The 17,405-nt window shown below is 35.8% G+C and carries 19 protein-coding genes; 15 read left to right on the top strand and 4 right to left on the bottom strand.

Annotated features, from left to right (window positions below; all coding sequences use genetic code 11):
* Positions 1-7 precede the first annotated feature (7 nt).
* Complete coding sequence (locus EKM63_RS01375) at positions 8-829, bottom strand: pyruvate, water dikinase regulatory protein (RefSeq protein ID WP_125702966.1); 822 nt, start codon at positions 827-829, stop codon at positions 8-10.
* A gap of 121 nt (positions 830-950) precedes the next feature.
* On the opposite strand from EKM63_RS01375, the gene rpsU reads away from it, so the two are divergent.
* From rpsU to EKM63_RS01300, 15 genes are all read left to right on the top strand, one after another.
* On the top strand, positions 951-1,133 hold the full coding sequence (rpsU, locus tag EKM63_RS01370; RefSeq protein ID WP_125702963.1) for a 30S ribosomal protein S21: 183 nt from the start codon (positions 951-953) through the stop codon (positions 1,131-1,133).
* Between the two features lie 96 nt (positions 1,134-1,229).
* The gene (locus tag EKM63_RS01365) at positions 1,230-2,213 is read left to right on the top strand and encodes a PhoH family protein (RefSeq protein ID WP_125702961.1); all 984 of its coding nucleotides are present in this window, start codon (positions 1,230-1,232) and stop codon (positions 2,211-2,213) included.
* Between the two features lie 13 nt (positions 2,214-2,226).
* Positions 2,227-2,697, top strand: a complete 471-nt coding sequence (gene ybeY / locus EKM63_RS01360) for an rRNA maturation RNase YbeY (RefSeq protein WP_125702959.1) — start codon at positions 2,227-2,229, stop codon at positions 2,695-2,697.
* A gap of 12 nt (positions 2,698-2,709) precedes the next feature.
* The gene (locus EKM63_RS01355) at positions 2,710-3,111 is read left to right on the top strand and encodes a cytidine deaminase (protein ID WP_164504877.1); all 402 of its coding nucleotides are present in this window, start codon (positions 2,710-2,712) and stop codon (positions 3,109-3,111) included.
* Between the two features lies 1 nt (position 3,112).
* A complete protein-coding gene (gene era, locus EKM63_RS01350) occupies positions 3,113-4,021 on the top strand; it encodes a GTPase Era (protein ID WP_125702957.1) in 909 nt (302 codons plus the stop codon).
* Positions 4,021-4,779, top strand: a complete 759-nt coding sequence (recO, locus tag EKM63_RS01345) for a DNA repair protein RecO (RefSeq protein WP_125702955.1) — start codon at positions 4,021-4,023, stop codon at positions 4,777-4,779. The genes era and recO overlap by 1 nt, the downstream gene beginning before the upstream one ends.
* A gap of 231 nt (positions 4,780-5,010) precedes the next feature.
* Positions 5,011-5,922 carry a glycine--tRNA ligase subunit alpha gene (glyQ, locus tag EKM63_RS01340; RefSeq protein ID WP_125702953.1) on the top strand — a complete coding sequence of 304 codons (912 nt, stop codon included), beginning with the start codon at positions 5,011-5,013 and terminating at the stop codon, positions 5,920-5,922.
* Positions 5,915-7,984, top strand: coding sequence for a glycine--tRNA ligase subunit beta (glyS, locus tag EKM63_RS01335; protein ID WP_125702951.1), 2,070 nt, complete (start codon positions 5,915-5,917; stop codon positions 7,982-7,984). Before glyQ ends, glyS begins: the two co-directional genes overlap by 8 nt.
* A gap of 82 nt (positions 7,985-8,066) precedes the next feature.
* The gene (dnaG, locus tag EKM63_RS01330; RefSeq protein ID WP_125702949.1) at positions 8,067-9,890 is read left to right on the top strand and encodes a DNA primase; all 1,824 of its coding nucleotides are present in this window, start codon (positions 8,067-8,069) and stop codon (positions 9,888-9,890) included.
* 20 nt (positions 9,891-9,910) lie between these two features.
* Positions 9,911-11,062 (top strand): RNA polymerase sigma factor RpoD, encoded by a 1,152-nt coding sequence (gene rpoD / locus EKM63_RS01325; RefSeq protein WP_125702947.1) that lies wholly within the window; start codon positions 9,911-9,913, stop codon positions 11,060-11,062.
* 124 nt (positions 11,063-11,186) lie between these two features.
* The gene (locus EKM63_RS01320) at positions 11,187-12,383 is read left to right on the top strand and encodes an SAM-dependent methyltransferase (protein ID WP_125702946.1); all 1,197 of its coding nucleotides are present in this window, start codon (positions 11,187-11,189) and stop codon (positions 12,381-12,383) included.
* Between the two features lie 9 nt (positions 12,384-12,392).
* Complete coding sequence (locus EKM63_RS01315; RefSeq protein ID WP_125702944.1) at positions 12,393-13,082, top strand: tRNA (adenine(22)-N(1))-methyltransferase; 690 nt, start codon at positions 12,393-12,395, stop codon at positions 13,080-13,082.
* Positions 13,082-13,876, top strand: a complete 795-nt coding sequence (locus EKM63_RS01310; RefSeq protein WP_125702942.1) for a Nif3-like dinuclear metal center hexameric protein — start codon at positions 13,082-13,084, stop codon at positions 13,874-13,876. Before EKM63_RS01315 ends, EKM63_RS01310 begins: the two co-directional genes overlap by 1 nt.
* 15 nt (positions 13,877-13,891) lie before the next feature.
* On the top strand, positions 13,892-15,139 hold the full coding sequence (gene pepT / locus EKM63_RS01305) for a peptidase T (RefSeq protein WP_125702941.1): 1,248 nt from the start codon (positions 13,892-13,894) through the stop codon (positions 15,137-15,139).
* 21 nt (positions 15,140-15,160) lie between these two features.
* Positions 15,161-15,346, top strand: a complete 186-nt coding sequence (locus EKM63_RS01300; RefSeq protein WP_125702938.1) for a 2-hydroxymuconate tautomerase — start codon at positions 15,161-15,163, stop codon at positions 15,344-15,346.
* 44 nt (positions 15,347-15,390) lie between these two features.
* Here EKM63_RS01300 and EKM63_RS01295 read toward each other — a convergent pair whose 3' ends face one another.
* The 3 genes from EKM63_RS01295 to lepB form a co-directional block, all read right to left on the bottom strand.
* The gene (locus tag EKM63_RS01295) at positions 15,391-16,272 is read right to left on the bottom strand and encodes a helix-turn-helix domain-containing protein (protein ID WP_125702936.1); all 882 of its coding nucleotides are present in this window, start codon (positions 16,270-16,272) and stop codon (positions 15,391-15,393) included.
* A gap of 183 nt (positions 16,273-16,455) precedes the next feature.
* Positions 16,456-16,641 carry an LBP_cg2779 family protein gene (locus tag EKM63_RS01290; protein ID WP_125702934.1) on the bottom strand — a complete coding sequence of 62 codons (186 nt, stop codon included), beginning with the start codon at positions 16,639-16,641 and terminating at the stop codon, positions 16,456-16,458.
* 58 nt (positions 16,642-16,699) lie between these two features.
* Entirely contained in the window at positions 16,700-17,359 is a 660-nt protein-coding gene (lepB, locus tag EKM63_RS01285; RefSeq protein WP_125702932.1) for a signal peptidase I, read from the bottom strand.
* Positions 17,360-17,405 lie beyond the last annotated feature (46 nt).

Raw genomic sequence — 17,405 nt, 5'->3', positions numbered from 1 at the left:
CCGATGGCTAGCTTTTTGAATATCCGTTAATATTTAATTGTTCCATAATTAGTGCTGCAGTTTCTTCGATCGATCGGTCGGCAGTATTGATAACCAAGCAACCAATTTTGTTGTAAATATCGTTTGAGTAGTCTAATTCTTTTTGAATCTCGCCCTCGGCGGAATATGTTGTATCAGGATCCAAACCATAAGCAATCATTCTTTGACGTCTGATTTTTAACAATACGTTCTTATCGTTAGTTAATCCGACGATTTTCTTAGGGTCAACTTTCCAAAGTTCATCGGGGATCGATGAAGTTGGTACGAGTGGAAGGTTGGCAACTTTGATATTTTTATTTGCTAAGTAAAGTGATAAAGGAGTTTTTGATGTTCTAGAAATGCCTAGTAGAACTAGATCAGCATCTAAAAGACCTTTAGGATTTTTACCATCATCATTGGTAAGAGTAAATTCCATTGCTGAGATCATGTCGAAATATTCGGAATCAAGGTTATGAGTCAAACCTTTCTTACGAATTGGATCAACGTGAACCATTTGTGAGAATGTTCCAATTATTGGATTAAGAATGTCATAATAGATGATGCCATTATTTTGGCAATAATCATTAATAACTTCGATAGTATCCTTTGATACTATTGTATGGAGGATGACTGCATTTTTCTCTTTTGCCAGCTTTAAAATATTTTCCAGCTGTGAGTCATTTTTTACAAATGGAAATTTGGTATACTCAACATCGAGCATTGGAAATTGTGTAAACGCAGCTCTAGCAACACGTTGAGCCGTTTCTCCAGCTGCATCAGAAAGTACAAAAACATCTTGTTTTTGGGTCATGAAAATCTCCTCCTAAAAAAGTGAAAAAATTGTTTGAACATTAAGCTCTTTTTGTTATAATAACATATGAACTGTGAAAGAAATAGACAGTTACGTTCATTATTGGAAGGAGGGATATCATATGGCAAAAACTATCGTTCATGAAAATGAGTCGCTCGATGATGCTCTTCGTCGCTTTAAACGTTCTGTCTCAAAAAGTGGAACACTTCAAGAATACAGAAAACGCGAATTCTACGAAAAACCCAGTGTTAAAAAGAAGCTTAAATCAGAGGCTGCTCGTAAACGCAATAAGAAGCGCCGTTAATAATTAAGGTTAAAACATTCAATGTTTTAACCTTTTTTTTATTAGTTTTTGCAGTCGTTATGGTATCATTTCAAGTAACGATAGGGGTGTGATTTATTGGCTGATAATAAGCAACAAATTAAAAAGAGTGTACAGATTAACGATCCTCAAGTAGCGGTTAACATATTTGGTGTAAATGATAGTAATTTACGCTTGATCGAAGAGGGACTTAACGTTGAGGTTCACGCGTTTGGCGAACAAATTGATGTTGCCGGTGAATCCAATGATGTCGGAAGTGCAGTTGCTTTAATCAATAAATTAATAAAATTATCAAAAGCGGGAATTGCTTTAGGTTCTGCAGATATTGCCAGTGGTTTAAAAATGGCTGAGCGTGGAACTTTAGATTATTTTGAAGATCTTTATAAAGAAGAGTTGATCAAGGACTTTAGTGGTAAACCTGTCCGAGTTAGAAACTTTGGACAACGTCAGTATGTTAATTCCATAAAACATAATGATATTACTTTTGGAATTGGACCTGCCGGTACTGGTAAGACATACGTTGCCGTCGTAATGGCTGTAGCTGCCTTGAAACAAGGTAAAGTTCAGAGAATCGTCCTTACAAGACCAGCTGTTGAAGCCGGTGAAAGTTTGGGATTCTTACCCGGAGACTTGAAAGAAAAGGTGGATCCATATCTAAGACCTATATATGACGCCTTGTACGCAATTTTAGGTGCAGACCATACGAATAGGTTACTAGAGCGTGGTGTCATTGAGGTTGCTCCTTTGGCCTATATGAGAGGTCGTACTTTGGATGAATCATTTGTTATCTTGGATGAGGCACAAAATACTACCCGTGAACAAATGAAGATGTTTTTAACACGTTTAGGATTCGATTCAAAGATGATCGTTAACGGTGATGCAACTCAAATTGATTTACCAGGTCATGGCAGAAGTGGGTTAGTTCAAGCTGAGAAGATATTGCAGAACTTGCCACACATCAATTTCGTTAATTTCACATCTGCCGATGTTGTCAGACATCCAGTTGTTGCTGAAATTATCGATGCATATGATGATTCTGATGCAAACAACAAAGAAAAATAATACGGAGTTAATAATGGAATTAGAAATATTCAATGATGATAAATTAATCGATGAAGATAGACAAAAATGGGTCGAAGATTTAGTGGATTTTGCAGCTTCAGAATTGGAGTTGGCAGAGAATACACAACTGTCGATCCATTTTGTTTCTAAAGATGAGATTCATGAAATCAATAAGAAATATCGAGATGTAGATCGTGCGACTGATGTAATAAGTTTTGCCATCAATGATGGTGAAGATTCGTTAGACTATATCGAACAGCAGATTCCTGATTTGCCAGTTGATTTAGGAGACCTATTCATTAGTGTTGAGATCGTCGACGAGCATGCTAAAGATTATGAGCATTCTTTTGATCGTGAATTAGGTTATACGATCGTTCACGGAATTCTTCATCTTAATGGTTATGATCACATTAAACCTGAGGATGAAAAAGTAATGATCGGTCTTCAAGAAAAAGTACTAAGCGCCTACGGCTTAAAAAAATAAGAGGTATTCAAAGTGAAAATTGACGAACAAAAGCTATTTGATACTGCTATGGCTGCTATGAAAAATGCATATGCACCTTATTCACATTACTCAGTTGGTGCAACTATTGTTACCACTGGAGGTGCAATTTATTCTGGTGTGAACATCGAAAATGCATCCTATGGCCTGACAAATTGTGCCGAAAGAACTGCTATTTTTAAGGCAGTTTCTGAAGGACATCGTAAAATCAAAGCAATTATCATAGTAAATGGTACATCGGAAATGTCGAAGCCTTGTGGAGCTTGCCGTCAGGTTATGAGTGAATTCATGGACGCTGATGGGCAGGTATTTTTAGCCAACAAGGATAACGATTATAAAGAGTTCACTTTTGATCAAATTTTGCCACTAGCATTCAGTGAGAAGGACATGGATTAATATGACAAACGGATATCGTTCAGGATTCGTCGCAATTGTAGGTCGTCCAAATGTTGGAAAATCTACTTTTATGAATCGAATTATTAAGGAACAAGTTGCAATAACATCACCAAAAGCACAGACTACCAGAAATAAAATTCAAGGTATTTATACTGATGATGAACGTCAAATTGTATTTTTGGATACTCCAGGAATACATAAACCACATAACGGATTAGATCAATATATGGATAAAGCCGCCATTTCAGCTTTGAAAGAAGTGGATGCAGTTTTGTTCATGACTGAAGCTGGACAACAAGCTGGACCTGGAGACAAGTTCATAATTGATGAATTATCAAACGTAAAAGCCCCAGTATTTTTAATCTTAAATAAAATAGATTTAGTTAATCCAGATGATATTGCTCCACAAATTGATGAATATAAAGATTTGTTGGACTTTTCTGAGGTAATTCCAATTTCTGCTACGAATGGTAACAATGTTGAAGATTTGATTGATTCATTAACTGCTCATTTACCAGAAGGGCCAAAGTATTACGATGAGGATCAAATAACTGATCATCCTGAGTACTTTATTGTTGGAGAATTGATCCGTGAGAAAATCTTGTCAGATACTAGAGACGAAATTCCACATTCAGTAGCTGTAATTGTTGAACAAATGAATCAACGAACAGAAAGTGGCAAACTTCAAGTTGAAGCTACGATTTACGTTGAACGTGATAGCCAAAAAGCAATCGTGATCGGAAAAGGTGCTAGCATGTTGAAGAACATCGGTATTGGTTCACGAATCAAGATCGAACACTTGCTGGGTGAAAAAATCAATTTGAAGCTTTGGGTAAAAGTTAAAAAGAATTGGCGTGATGATCCATTATTCCTAGCTAGAGCAGGATATTCGGTCAAGGATATTAATTAATGGCAAGAAATGTCACCAACTTTTTTGGAATAGTCGTCAAGCGCCAGAGATATCGAGAACGTGATTCACTTGTAACGATTTTGACTCGTGAGTATGGATTCAGGACGTTTTTAGTCCGCGGAACTCAAACCGGAAAATCAAAATTATCTGGTTCAGTTATTCCTTTCTCCTATGGTGATTACACTGGACTGGTAAAAAATGAAGGCCTGAGTTATATAAATTCGGCCAGCAACATAAAACAGTTTGATGAGATCATCAAAGACATCGAGTTGAATGCTTATGCAACTTTTCTTTTTGATTTGGTTCGACTTGCGTTTATGGAAGAAAGAATACCTGATAGTTGGTATAAAACAATATTCAAAGCCTTGATGTACATCGATAATGGCTCAGATGGTCAGATAATCGTAAATATTATTCAAATGCATCTATTGGAAGTATTTGGCGTCGCACCAAATATGGATAGTTGTGTAGTAGGTGGAGAAACCGCTGGGAAATTTGATTTCTCAGTAGTTCTGGGTGGAATTATTTGTTCAAAGCATTATGCTAATGATCCTAATCGACTTCATATTCCTGAAAAAATAGTCTACTTTCTTCGACTATTCTCTAAAATTAATATCGATCAAGTTGGAAAAATTGAGTTGAAAGAAACTAATAAGGATTTAATACAACATGCCATCGATTCAATTTACTCCGGTACTGTTGGACCCTATCCAAAAAGCAAACTGTTTATTGACAAAATGAAAAGTTGGCACGTATAGCGATTGACAATTTTTAATAAAATGACTATTATTTAACTTATATAGACAGCGATGTGGGTTCAGTGAAAGCCACAGTTTGTTATGGCAGAATTATCTAATTTTAATATAAAAGAGCAGAACTGAATTAGTTCTGAATTAGGGTGGAACCGCGAGTAATCGTCCCTTGCAGTATGTACAAGTATACTTTCTGCAAGGGACTTTTTGTGTTGTATCCATCTGAAGGGAGAAATGATGACAAAAAAATTAAACGTTCAAAATATGATTTTGACGCTCCAAAAATTTTGGGGAGATAAGGGCTGCATGTTGATGCAAGCTTATGATACTGAAAAAGGTGCGGGAACAATGAGTCCCTATACATTTTTACGTGCAATCGGACCAGAACACTGGAACGCTGCATATGTTGAACCATCAAGAAGACCTGCAGATGGACGTTATGGTGAAAACCCTAATCGTTTGTATCAACATCACCAATTCCAAGTTGTTATGAAACCTGCTCCAAAGGATATTCAAGAATATTATTTGGATTCACTTCGTGCATTAGGTATTGAACCACTTGAACATGATATCCGATTTGTTGAAGACAACTGGGAGAATCCTTCAATGGGTTGTGCTGGTGTTGGTTGGGAAGTCTGGCTTGATGGAATGGAAGTTACACAATTTACATATTTCCAACAAGTTGGTGGGTTACAATGCCACCCTGTAACTAGTGAAATCACTTACGGTGTTGAAAGATTAGCTTCATATATTCAAGATGTAAATTCAGTTTACGATTTGGAATGGGGCGACGGAGTTCTTTACGGTGATATTTTTAAAGAACCAGAATATGAACATTCAAAATATTCATTCGAAGAAAGTAATCAAGACATGTTGTTCAAGTTCTTTAATGATTACGAAAAAGAAGCTAATCGTTTGATTGATCTTGGATTAGTTCATCCCGCATACGATTATATTTTGAAATGTAGCCATACATTCAATCTTCTTGATGCTCGTGGAGCTGTTTCAGTTACTGAAAGAGCTGCATTCTTATCACGAATTAGAAGAATGGCACATAAAGTTGCCACAGCATTTGTTGAAGAACGTAAGAAACGTGGATTCCCACTTTTACCAAATGATGATCCAGCAAAGGAGAAAGTAAATGACTAAAAATTACCTATTAGAAATTGGACTAGAAGAAATGCCTGCTCATGTCGTAACGAACAGTATCAATCAATTAGCCCAAAAAACAGCTAAATTTTTAAAAGATAATCGAATTTCTTTCTCTGAGATCGATAAATATTCAACTCCACGTCGTTTAGCAATCATTGTTAAAGATATGGATGAAAAACAAAAAGATATTGATATCAAAGCTAAAGGACCATCGAAAAAAATAGCTCAAGATGCTGACGGCAATTGGACTAAGGCTGCCCAAGGATTTGCCAGAGGTCAAGGTATGACTGCTGGTGACATCTTTTTTGAAGAATTAAAGGGTGTTGAATACGCATATATTCAAAAACATGAGACTGGTAAAGATGTTGCTGATGTATTGAAGGACATCACAGAAGTTATCACTTCATTAACTTTCCCAACTCGTATGCGTTGGGCCAACTTTGACTTTGAATATATTCGTCCGATCCATTGGCTTGTGTCACTATTAGATAGCCAAGAAGTTCCTATTAAAATATTAGATGTTGATTCTGGCAGAATGACACGAGGTCACAGATTCTTAGGTGAAGATGTTGAAATTGATAACGTCCGTGATTATGTTGATGATTTAAGAGGACAATTTGTTTTAGTTGACGCCAAGGAACGTAAAGATTTGATAAGTTCTCAAATTGAGACTATTGCCCAAGATAATGACTGGGTCGTTGATGTTGACCCTGATTTATTGGAAGAGGTCAACAACTTAGTAGAATATCCAACAACTTTCCATGGAAAATTCGATCGTAAATACCTCGAGATTCCTGAAGAGGTATTGATTACTTCTATGAAGGATAATCAAAGATACTTTTACGTTAGAAATAAATCTGGGGAGTTAGAACCAGACTTTATTTCTGTAAGAAATGGTAACTCAGAACATCTCGAGAACGTTATTCAGGGTAACGAAAAAGTACTTGTTGCTAGACTTGAAGATGCTGATTTCTTCTTCAAAGAAGATCAGAGCAAGACTATTCAAGATTACGTCAACAAATTGAAGACAGTTAATTTCCACGTAAAAATCGGAACAATGTATGAAAAAATGCAACGTGTTCATCAAATTTCTGATCATTTGGCAACATTATTTGGATTGTCAGATCAAGAAAGAAAAGATTTATTACGTGCCAGCGATATTTACAAGTTTGATTTGGTAACTAGCATGGTCGATGAGTTCCCAGAACTCCAAGGTGTTATGGGTGAGAAATACGCCAGTATCATGGGTGAAACGAATGGAGTCGCAAAGGCTGTTCGTGAGCACTATATGCCAATCTCTGCTGAAGGCGATTTGCCATCAACTAAAGTTGGCGCAACCCTAGCAATTGCAAACAAGCTTGATTCCCTTATTACATTTTATGCAGTTGGATTGATTCCAAGTGGATCAAATGATCCATACGCATTAAGAAGACAAGCCTATGGAATTGTGAGAATTCTTGATGACAACAACTGGTCAATGAATTTGAATGATTTACAAGACTTTATTGCTGCCAATTTAAAAGTCCCTGACAACTTAAATCTTTCAGAACATTCTGATGAATTGATTCAATTTATGATCGATAGAGTTCGTCAATTACTAAATACTACTTCTATTAAAAACGATATTATTGATGCGGTTACGTCTGGAAGCAACATTGATCCGGTAGCAATGGTCGATACTGCCAAAGTATTACAATCACATTCAGCAGATCTCGAGTTTAAGGCTGTAATTGAAGCATTAGGTAGAGTTGTAAACTTGGCTCAAAAAGCAGGCTTTAAATATTCAGATGAACTTAAGATGGATGACAGTTTATTCGAAAATCCTTCAGAAAAATCTTTGAATGAAAAGGTTGCTGCAATTTACACATCACAACCTGATAGTGCGGAAAAGTTATATGATCGATTAGCCGCATTAAAAGAATCAATCAATAGTTACTTTGAAGAAAATATGATTATGGATAAAGATGAAAAAATCAAAAATAACCGACTTACTCAGCTTGTCATTACAAACCATTTAATTGCAAAATTGGGAGATTTGTCTAAAATTGTAGTTAAGTAGTAAATATGCTTGTAAATTATATTAGAACGTGATATATTATAATTCACTGTTTTTACATATAATCTGTGAGGGGGTGACGCCTATGGCGAATATGATTCCAAAGGAATTTATTGCTGAAGTTTCCTCGAGCATCGACATTGTTGACGTAATAAGTAAGTACGTTCAATTAAAAAAATCAGGTAAAAACCTGATGGGATTGTGTCCTTTCCACGAGGAGAGGACACCTTCGTTTTCTGTATCGGAAGACAAACAATTCTTCCATTGCTTTAGCTGTGGCCGAGGCGGAAATGTATTTGAATTTATTATGCAAATTCAAAATAAGACTTTCCCTGAATCAGTTATTGAAGTTGCAGAAATGAGTAATACACCGGTTCCCGATAAATTTAAACCTAACAGTAATGCTCAATATCAAAATTCTGATACCAAGGTATTATTGTCAATGTACAAAGAGGTAGCCAGACTGTACAGTCATATATTAAATAAGACTGCCAATGGTGAGCCTGCTTTGAAGTATCTGGATGGGCGAGACATTACTTCGGAACTGATTGACCATTTCGATATTGGTTACGCCCCGAATAATTCTCAGATCCTGTTGCAACTATTCAAAGACAAAAATATTTCTGATGAGATCATGCGTAAATCAGGATTATTTTCTGAAAATCAAGATGGGGAATTATTTGATCGTTTTCGAGATCGTGTTATGTTTCCTATTAAAGATGAAGCAGGAAATATTATTGCATTTTCTGGACGAATTCTAAATAAAGCCGACAGCACGGCTAAGTATATGAATAGTCCGGAGACTCCGATATTTAGTAAAAGCAAAGTGTTATTTAATCTTGATTCTGCTAAAAAAACGATTAGAGATAAGCAAAATGTGATTTTATTTGAAGGATTCATGGATGTTATCAGCGCCTATAAAGCTGGTGTTTCTAATGGAGTTGCTTCAATGGGGACAAGTTTGACTGATCAACAGTTGTATACATTAGGACGTTTGACCAATCAAATAAACATTTGTTATGACGGTGATGACCCTGGAGTTGAGGCGACTTACCGTGCATTAACACAACTTACCGATAATAAATTCAATTATGGCGTTATCAGTATTCCAGATAAGCAAGATCCGGATGAGTATATTCGGAGTGCCGGATCTGACAAATTCCGACAGTTGACTGAAAATTCAGTTCAAAGTCCAATTTCATTTATATTAGATTATTACAAGCGTCACTATAATCTATCTAATGAACTAGAACAGATGGAATTTCTGAAGAAGGCATTACAAGAAATTGCCAAGCTAGACTCGCCCGTAGCAATTGATATGTACGTTGGTAGAGTTGCTGATGAATTGAATATTTCCAAAGATTCAGTCAATAAAGAGTTGGCTAACTTGAAACGTAAGACGGCGATACAAAAGCCGGCTAACAATTACAAGAATGTCCAACAAGCTGCACTTGAAACAGTAACAGCATCAGTTCCTGACAAGTTTGATCGTATTGAAAAAGCTGAACGGTATTTGATATATTGGTCAGTTGAGTTTCCGGAAATTAGGTCAATGCTGAAGGCAAATAATTTCCGTTTCATTCACGCTAACTACCAAACGCTATTTGATGCTATGCTGTCTTATAGTGATAGTTATGATGAAGATATACATATTTCTGATTTTATGAATGTTTTAGATGATGGTAGTAAGGGACTTTTGGCCGATATTGAAATGATGCAGATGCCAGCAGAATATAATGACCAAGAGATCCAAGATTATATCTCTACAGTTGCCAACTCTAGTTTGGAATCGCAACTTACAGATATAGTCAGCCAACTGAAACAAGCGGCAATGGTAGGTGACAATAAATTACAATTAGATCTGACACAACAGTTGATTGAAGTTAGAAGATTGTTAACTAGTAATTAATGCATACTGGAGGAATATACATGGCAACAAAAAAAACAACAGTATCTACAGGTAAAAAGACTAAGAAAGTAGTTAAATCTACCAAAGAATTACAATCTGCAACTAAGAAAGTAATTAAAGAGTATAAGAAAGCAGGTCAAATCACCGATACTGAATTGACTGAAAGACTTATAAAACCATTCTCATTGAAAGATGACTCACTTGATGATATTTTGGAGGAACTTCAAGATAAGGGTGTTTCTGTAGTTGATGAGAAGGGTAATCCTAGTAAACTTGCCCTAATGAAAGAAAAGAAAGACGCCAAAGCTCCAAGTTCAAAAGATACAGCAGCACCCGCTGACATCAAGGTCAACGATCCTGTTCGTATGTATTTGAAGGAAATTGGTCGTGTTCCTTTGTTAAATGCACAACAAGAAGTTGATTTAGCTTTGAAGATCGAACAAGGTGACGAGGAAGCTAAGCAAAGACTTGCTGAAGCTAACCTTCGTTTGGTTGTTTCCATTGCTAAGAGATACGTTGGACGCGGTATGCAATTCTTGGATTTGATCCAAGAAGGTAACATGGGTCTTATGAAGGCGGTTGAAAAATTTGATTACCGTCTAGGATTCAAGTTTTCTACATATGCAACCTGGTGGATCAGACAGGCTATTACGCGTGCTATTGCTGACCAAGCAAGAACTATTCGTATTCCTGTTCACATGGTTGAAACAATCAATAAGTTGATTAGAATTCAACGTCAATTATTGCAGGATCTTGGTCGTGAACCATTACCTGAAGAAATTGGTGCTGAAATGGACATGCCTACAACTAAAGTTCGTGATATTTTGAAGATTGCTCAAGAGCCAGTTTCTTTGGAAACACCTATTGGTGAAGAGGATGATTCACATCTTGGTGACTTTATTGAGGATTCTGACGCAACCAGTCCAGAGGATCACGCATCGTATGAATTGTTGAAGGAACAACTTGAAAATGTTCTTGATACATTGACTGATCGTGAAGAAAACGTTCTACGTCTTCGTTTTGGTTTGGATGATGGAAGAACTCGTACTTTGGAAGAAGTTGGTAAAGTATTTGGTGTTACTCGAGAGAGAATTCGTCAAATCGAAGCCAAAGCTCTTCGTAAGTTACGTCATCCTTCAAGATCTAAACAACTAAAGGATTTCTTAGAGTAATTAATATTTGCCGTTTGAAATTTTCATATTTCAAACGGCTTTTTTTATGAAAATAACCAGAAATGGTTATGTTTTTTTTAGTTTTGATTTACAATTAATTATATTCAATTTTTGGAGGATTTTTATGTTAGACAAAACGATTTATGACCAAATTTTTAAACGTTCCTTTACGATTCCCATCACAGTAGTATTCTGGGATGGCAAGGAAAAGCATTATGGACCTGAAGGGAACTCTGACATAACAATCAAGTTTAATAAAGAGGTTCCTATTAAAGAAGTTGTGAAACATGCGACTTTGACACTAGGAGAAGCATACATGGATAAGGACATCGAGATCGAGGGCTCGATTCAAAAACTTATCACTTCTGCATACACTCAATCAGATAGCTTTATGTCTAGTACTAAACTAAAGAAAATCGTACCTAAGTTTAGTCACTCAGAAGAAAACAATAAAAAAGAAATTCAAGAACATTATGATATAGGAAACGATTTTTACAAATTATGGCTTGACGATACAATGACATATTCATGTGCTTATTTCAGAACACCAGAAGATGATTTGAAGACAGCGCAATTGAATAAAGTTCATCATATTCTTAACAAGCTAAATACAAAACCTGGTGAATCTATCATCGATATTGGCTGTGGTTGGGGAACAATGATGTTCACTGCCGCCAAAGAATATGGTTTGAAGGCTAAGGGTGTTACACTTAGTCAAGAACAATATGATTATGTTAACAACAAAATTATTGAAGAGAATTTGACTGATCAAATGGAAGTTATTCTTGAAGATTACCGTGAAATAAATGAGAAATTCGATCATGTTGTTTCTGTTGGTATGTTTGAACATGTTGGTGAAAAACATCTAGAGGGCTACTTCAATACAGTTAAGAGACTTCTAAAACCAGAAGGTACTGCATTGATCCATGGTATTACTGGACAACATGAAGGCTTAGGAGTTGATCCTTGGTTAGTTAAGTACATTTTCCCAGGTGGTTACATTCCTGATATTAAAGAAAACATTGGCCACATTATGGATGCAAAACTTCAAATAGATGACATTGAACCACTACGTCGTCATTACCAAAAGACTGTTGAAATTTGGCGTCACAACTTCTTGAAGGTCGAAGATCAAGTTGAAGATATGTTCGATGAAAGATTCGTACGTATGTGGGATCTTTATTTGCAAGCATGTGCTGCTTCATTTGAAAGTGGAAATATTGATGTTATTCAATACCTTCTAACAAATGGTGCCTCAGGATCAAGCCTACCAATGACACGTGAATACATGACAGATTTGGATCGCAAATCTGCAGAATAGGTGACTTATTTGACTTTATTATCGAAAAGATTACAGGCCGTAGCAAGTATGGTCGATCCTAAAACTCGTTTAGCTGATATTGGATCCGATCACGCTTATTTGCCGGTGGATTTGATTTCAAAAGATATAATTGATTTTGCAATTGCAGGTGAAGTGGCTCCTGGACCAATGAGTCGCTCACAAGCAGATATTACAAAATTTGGTTACGACGAGAAAATCAAGGTCAGATTAGGTGATGGTCTTGCTGTAATCAAAGCTGAAGATGATATTCAAACAGTTGTAATTGCCGGGATGGGTGGAATTTTGATAAGTGACATCCTTAGTCGAGCAACAAAAGAACAGCTATCTAACGTGAAGACGTTGATATTGCAGCCCAATATTGGTGAACCGTTGGTCAGACAATGGCTAGTTAAAAACTCGTTTGAAATAATCGATGAAGATATTGTCGAAGAAGATAACCACGTTTATGAGATAATCAAAGCTAGTTTTACTACAAATAAGGTTGAATTGAGTGAATCTGAATACTTAATGGGACCAATTTTGATACAAAGACATTCAGCTGTTTTCATTGATAAATGGGCTCACAAGTTGAACAGTTATCAAAAAGCTGTGGCAAATATGAAAAATGCAAAATCCATTGATGAAGCCAAAATAACTCAAATGAATGACTATATTAAGTACATTGAGGAGATATTATAATGGTTAAAGTTCAAGATATTGTAAACAAGGTCGAGGAGTTTGCTCCTTTATCAATCAGAGAAGATGGAGATCCTACTGGTTTTCAAATTGGTAACATAGATATGGAGATCAAGAAAATCATGACAACTTTGGACGTTCGTCCTAAAGTTGTTCAGGAAGCCATTGATCAACATGTTGATATGATCATGGCGCACCATCCAATTATGTTTCATTCAGCTAGAAATTTAGATTTAGAATCACCACAAAACCAAATGTATAGTGATTTATTGGAACATCATATTGCCGTTCATGCTGCACATACCAATTGTGATAAAGCACATGGTGGTATGAATGATTGGCTAATGGAAAAACTTGATCTAAAAAATGTCGGATACCTTAACCCTGATGATGATTACTCAATTGGTCGTGTGGGTGAAGTTGAATCACCGATGGATATTTTGGATTTTGCAAAGAAAGTCAGAGATGCATACAATTTACCAAACTTACGTTATGTAAAAGCTGAAAATGAACATCTTGTTAAAAAGGTTGCTTTGATCGGTGGGGATGCTGGAAAGTTTTATCCAGAAGTACTAGCTTCAGGTGCAGATACCTTTATTACTGGTGATATATATTACCATACGGCTCATGACATGATGGCATACAATTTGAATGTTATCGATCCGGGACACCATATTGAAGCCATTTTTACCGAAAAAATGGCGCATAAATTAAATGATTGGAAGAACGACAATCATTGGGATGATCTAGAAATTATCCAGTCAAAAGTTAATACTGAGCCATATAACTTTATTTAGGGAGTGTTTAGTAAGATGACAATTAAGTATGAGAAGTTAATACCACGCTTTTTAGGTTATGTTAAACAAAATACACGTTCGGATGAAAATTCTACAACAATTCCTTCAACTGAAAGACAAACTGTTTTTCTAAACAAGTTAAAGGATGAATTAAATGAAATCGGTATGTCTGATGTTAAAATAAATCCTTCTAACTCTTATTTGACAGCAGAATTGCCATCAAATCTTGATCATGAAGTACCGGTTCTGGGACTTATCTCACATATTGATACAGCTGATTTTAATTCTGTAGATATCAAACCAAAAATAGTCGAAAACTACGACGGTAAAAGTATCATAAATCTTGATGACGATGGAAAATATACACTTGATCCCAAGGTATTTCCTTCATTGCTAAAATATCAAGGCCAGACGTTGATCACAACTAGCGGTGATACTTTACTTGGGTCCGATGATAAATCCGGTGTAAGTGAAATTATCACTACTATGGAGTATTTGATTGCCAATCCAGATATTAAACACGGTAAAATAAAAATTGGACTTGGCCCAGATGAAGAAATCGGTACAGGTGCAGATAAATTTGATGTCCCTGATTTTGGTGCAGATTTTGCCTATACAGTTGACGGTGGTCCAGTTGGACAACTCGAATACGAAACTTTCAGTGCTGCAGCATTAAAAGTTCACATTACTGGTAAAAATGTTCATCCGAGTGAAGCCAAAGGTATTATGATCAATGCTGTTCAAGTTGCAGTTGATTTTCAAAATGCGTTGCCAAGTGATGAAGTGCCTGAAAAGACTGATGGTCGTCAAGGTTTCTATCATTTACTTGAACTCAATGGAACAGTTGATTCAGCAGATATGTCTTACATAATCCGTGATTTTGAACGTGATGGACTAGAAGCTAGAAAAGCTAATATCAAAAAAATCACCGATGAACTGAATGCCAAGTACGGTGAAGGTACAGTTGAAATAGATATGTATGATCAATATTACAATATGATCGATGTTATCAAGGACCATATGGATGTTGTTAAAATTGCTGAAGATGCTATGAAGAACTTAGATATTGTCCCTGACGAAGCGCCAGTGCGTGGTGGTACTGATGGGTCTAAAATCTCATATATGGGCTTGCCAACACCTAATTTATTTGCTGGTGGAGAGAATATGCATGGTCGTTTTGAGTACGTTGCAGAAGAATCGATGGAAAAAGCAGTTGACGTTATCCTAGAAATTGTTAAACTAAATAATAATCGTAAGAAATAAAAATACTAGGAGATGACTAATATGCCATTAGTACATATTGATTTGATTGAAGGACGTAGTCCAGAACAACTTAAAGCAATGGTTAAAGAAGTAACCGACGCTATTTCAAAAAACACCGGTGCTCCTGCCGAACATATTCATATTGTTCTTAACGAAATGCCAAAGAACCACTACTCAGTTGGTGGAGTTTTAGCAAGTGACAACTAAATAGAATTAATAGCCAACCTACATTTTGTGTAAGTTGGCTATTTTTATGGCTTAATTTTTAGCTCTTGAATATTGTTGTCTTTCAATAATTGATTTAACTTATTGAGAAGTTCTTCATTTTGATTAAAATCTGCAAAGGCAATCGCCATTGTCAGATCATGACTCATTTCATTTTTATTATGTGTGGTACGTAGTTTTGCTAGAGCAGATAAATAAAATAGCTCATCAGAGTATTTAGTTGGCAGAAATCCGTTATGAGATTTTAAACCTATATTAGTGAGATTTAAGACTTTTTGGGGACTATTTGTGTTTGTGTAGAAGTTTGAGAGGTCCACTAGTGCAGCAATGAAGTAGAAGTACTCGTAATTATCACTTGGATCAACGTTAGGCTGCAATTTAGTTGCTGATTCCATATAATATGCAGCTTTGTCTTGAGAATTGGTTGAAAGATACAAATTTGCCAAATTAACAAATGCCAGAAATTTCCAAAAAGAAGATTTATGATCCTGAAGCTGTATTGTCCGATTGAATTGAAAGAGGGCATCCTCATAGTCATGTTCCATTAAAGAACAAAGTCCATGCTGGAATAAAACGTGTGACTTATCAAGATTTTGTAATTTTGCTTCATCGATTGATTGTAAAATTTCGATTGCATCTGAATCATTTTTTTCTTGCAATAATCCATCTATCTTCTGGATTTTATCTAAAATCATATTCGAACTGGGAAGGGAAGAGAAGTCAGAAAAAACATCGTTGAGAGTTAAATGCAATCGCAGGCAAAGTTTGATCAAGACATCTGTGGATGGTGAAATATTTTGATTTTCAATTTTACTTATCACAGCCTGAGTGCAGATTCCCGCACACAATTCAGATTGATTGATTTTCAAATTGAGACGCTGTTGTTTGAATTTTGATCCTAATATCATCTTTATCACACTTTCATATTACTATAAGTAATATTTATCCGTTACGTATATTGTGATTATAACTTATAGTAATAATACTTGCTAGATGTTTACACTGATATTTAAATTTGCACACAAAAATAGCCAAGATATTTTATCTTGGCTATTTAAGTCTTAAAGATATTGCTGCATTAAATCAATTATCTATCTATGCAATTTGATGTATTCGAGAATCGTTTTTTCTTCGTCTGGTGTTGCTTCATACTCGCCAGATTTGAGGTTATGAACACGTTCAACAGCAAGGTGACTTTCAAACGCGAACTGTGTGTCATTCATATTCTTATCTTTTTCGTATTGAATAATTGACTCTGAAATATTTGGTTTATCCATAAATTCACGACCTCCATAACTCAATATTATCATTAAGATTAATTTTTAGACATTATTTTTAAAAAATTGTCCAATTATTAAGTGGCCAATAGCGCCATTTAACTTCACCAACAATACTTCCTTTTTTGATGAAACCTATAAGTCGACTATCTTTTGACACTGTTCTATGGTCTCCCATTACGAAGTAAGTGCCGGAAGGTACTTTATTTGTTTTCTTGACCTTATTTAAATAGCTCTTGTTGTAAATCTGCTGATATTCAGGAGATTGAGCTAATTGACTAAGGGTGAAGTTATAGGTGTAACTGTAAGAACGTCCAGCATAGAGATTCGTGCTGCTTTCTTTCAATTTGGATCCGGCATCTAAGAAAGTTTCTTTATAACGTTTACCGTTAATGTACATTTTATTATTTTTAGAAACCACTGTATCACCGGGCATACCTATAACACGTTTGATATAGAAAGATCCTGGTTCATCAGGAGCCTTCAAAATAATTACGTCGCCTCGTTGAATGTTTGAATGCTTAACGGCTAAAAGTTTCTGCCCGTCCTCAAACGTCGGCTGCATTGAAGGCCCTGAGACTCGTTCGTTCGCTAGTGTAAATTTAAAAGCTAGCATGATGATTGCATATAAAGCAATGGTAAGTGCAATCGTCTGAAGCCAAAATTTCCAGCCAGACTCTTCCTTCTCAGGTTGTTTCTTTTTTTCATTTTTTGCCATATTTCACCTCAAACTTGTACTACTTAGAATATTACACTTTTTGGCA

This window comes from Companilactobacillus mishanensis, assembly GCF_003946505.1.
Classification (GTDB): Bacteria; Bacillota; Bacilli; order Lactobacillales; family Lactobacillaceae; genus Companilactobacillus; species Companilactobacillus mishanensis.
The sequence above is the reverse complement of the archived record's forward strand: the minus strand, read 5'-3'. Positions and strand labels throughout refer to the sequence as shown.

Coding starts and splice junctions, on each gene's coding strand:
- EKM63_RS01375 (WP_125702966.1), bottom strand. CDS start 829: ATGACCCAAAAACAAGATGTTTTTGTACTTTCTGATGCAGCTGGAGAA.
- rpsU (WP_125702963.1), top strand. CDS start 951: ATGGCAAAAACTATCGTTCATGAAAATGAGTCGCTCGATGATGCTCTT.
- ybeY (WP_125702959.1), top strand. CDS start 2,227: ATGGAATTAGAAATATTCAATGATGATAAATTAATCGATGAAGATAGA.
- era (WP_125702957.1), top strand. CDS start 3,113: ATGACAAACGGATATCGTTCAGGATTCGTCGCAATTGTAGGTCGTCCA.
- recO (WP_125702955.1), top strand. CDS start 4,021: ATGGCAAGAAATGTCACCAACTTTTTTGGAATAGTCGTCAAGCGCCAG.
- glyQ (WP_125702953.1), top strand. CDS start 5,011: ATGACAAAAAAATTAAACGTTCAAAATATGATTTTGACGCTCCAAAAA.
- glyS (WP_125702951.1), top strand. CDS start 5,915: ATGACTAAAAATTACCTATTAGAAATTGGACTAGAAGAAATGCCTGCT.
- dnaG (WP_125702949.1), top strand. CDS start 8,067: ATGGCGAATATGATTCCAAAGGAATTTATTGCTGAAGTTTCCTCGAGC.
- rpoD (WP_125702947.1), top strand. CDS start 9,911: ATGGCAACAAAAAAAACAACAGTATCTACAGGTAAAAAGACTAAGAAA.
- EKM63_RS01320 (WP_125702946.1), top strand. CDS start 11,187: ATGTTAGACAAAACGATTTATGACCAAATTTTTAAACGTTCCTTTACG.
- EKM63_RS01310 (WP_125702942.1), top strand. CDS start 13,082: ATGGTTAAAGTTCAAGATATTGTAAACAAGGTCGAGGAGTTTGCTCCT.
- pepT (WP_125702941.1), top strand. CDS start 13,892: ATGACAATTAAGTATGAGAAGTTAATACCACGCTTTTTAGGTTATGTT.
- EKM63_RS01300 (WP_125702938.1), top strand. CDS start 15,161: ATGCCATTAGTACATATTGATTTGATTGAAGGACGTAGTCCAGAACAA.
- EKM63_RS01295 (WP_125702936.1), bottom strand. CDS start 16,272: ATGATATTAGGATCAAAATTCAAACAACAGCGTCTCAATTTGAAAATC.
- EKM63_RS01290 (WP_125702934.1), bottom strand. CDS start 16,641: ATGGATAAACCAAATATTTCAGAGTCAATTATTCAATACGAAAAAGAT.
- lepB (WP_125702932.1), bottom strand. CDS start 17,359: ATGGCAAAAAATGAAAAAAAGAAACAACCTGAGAAGGAAGAGTCTGGC.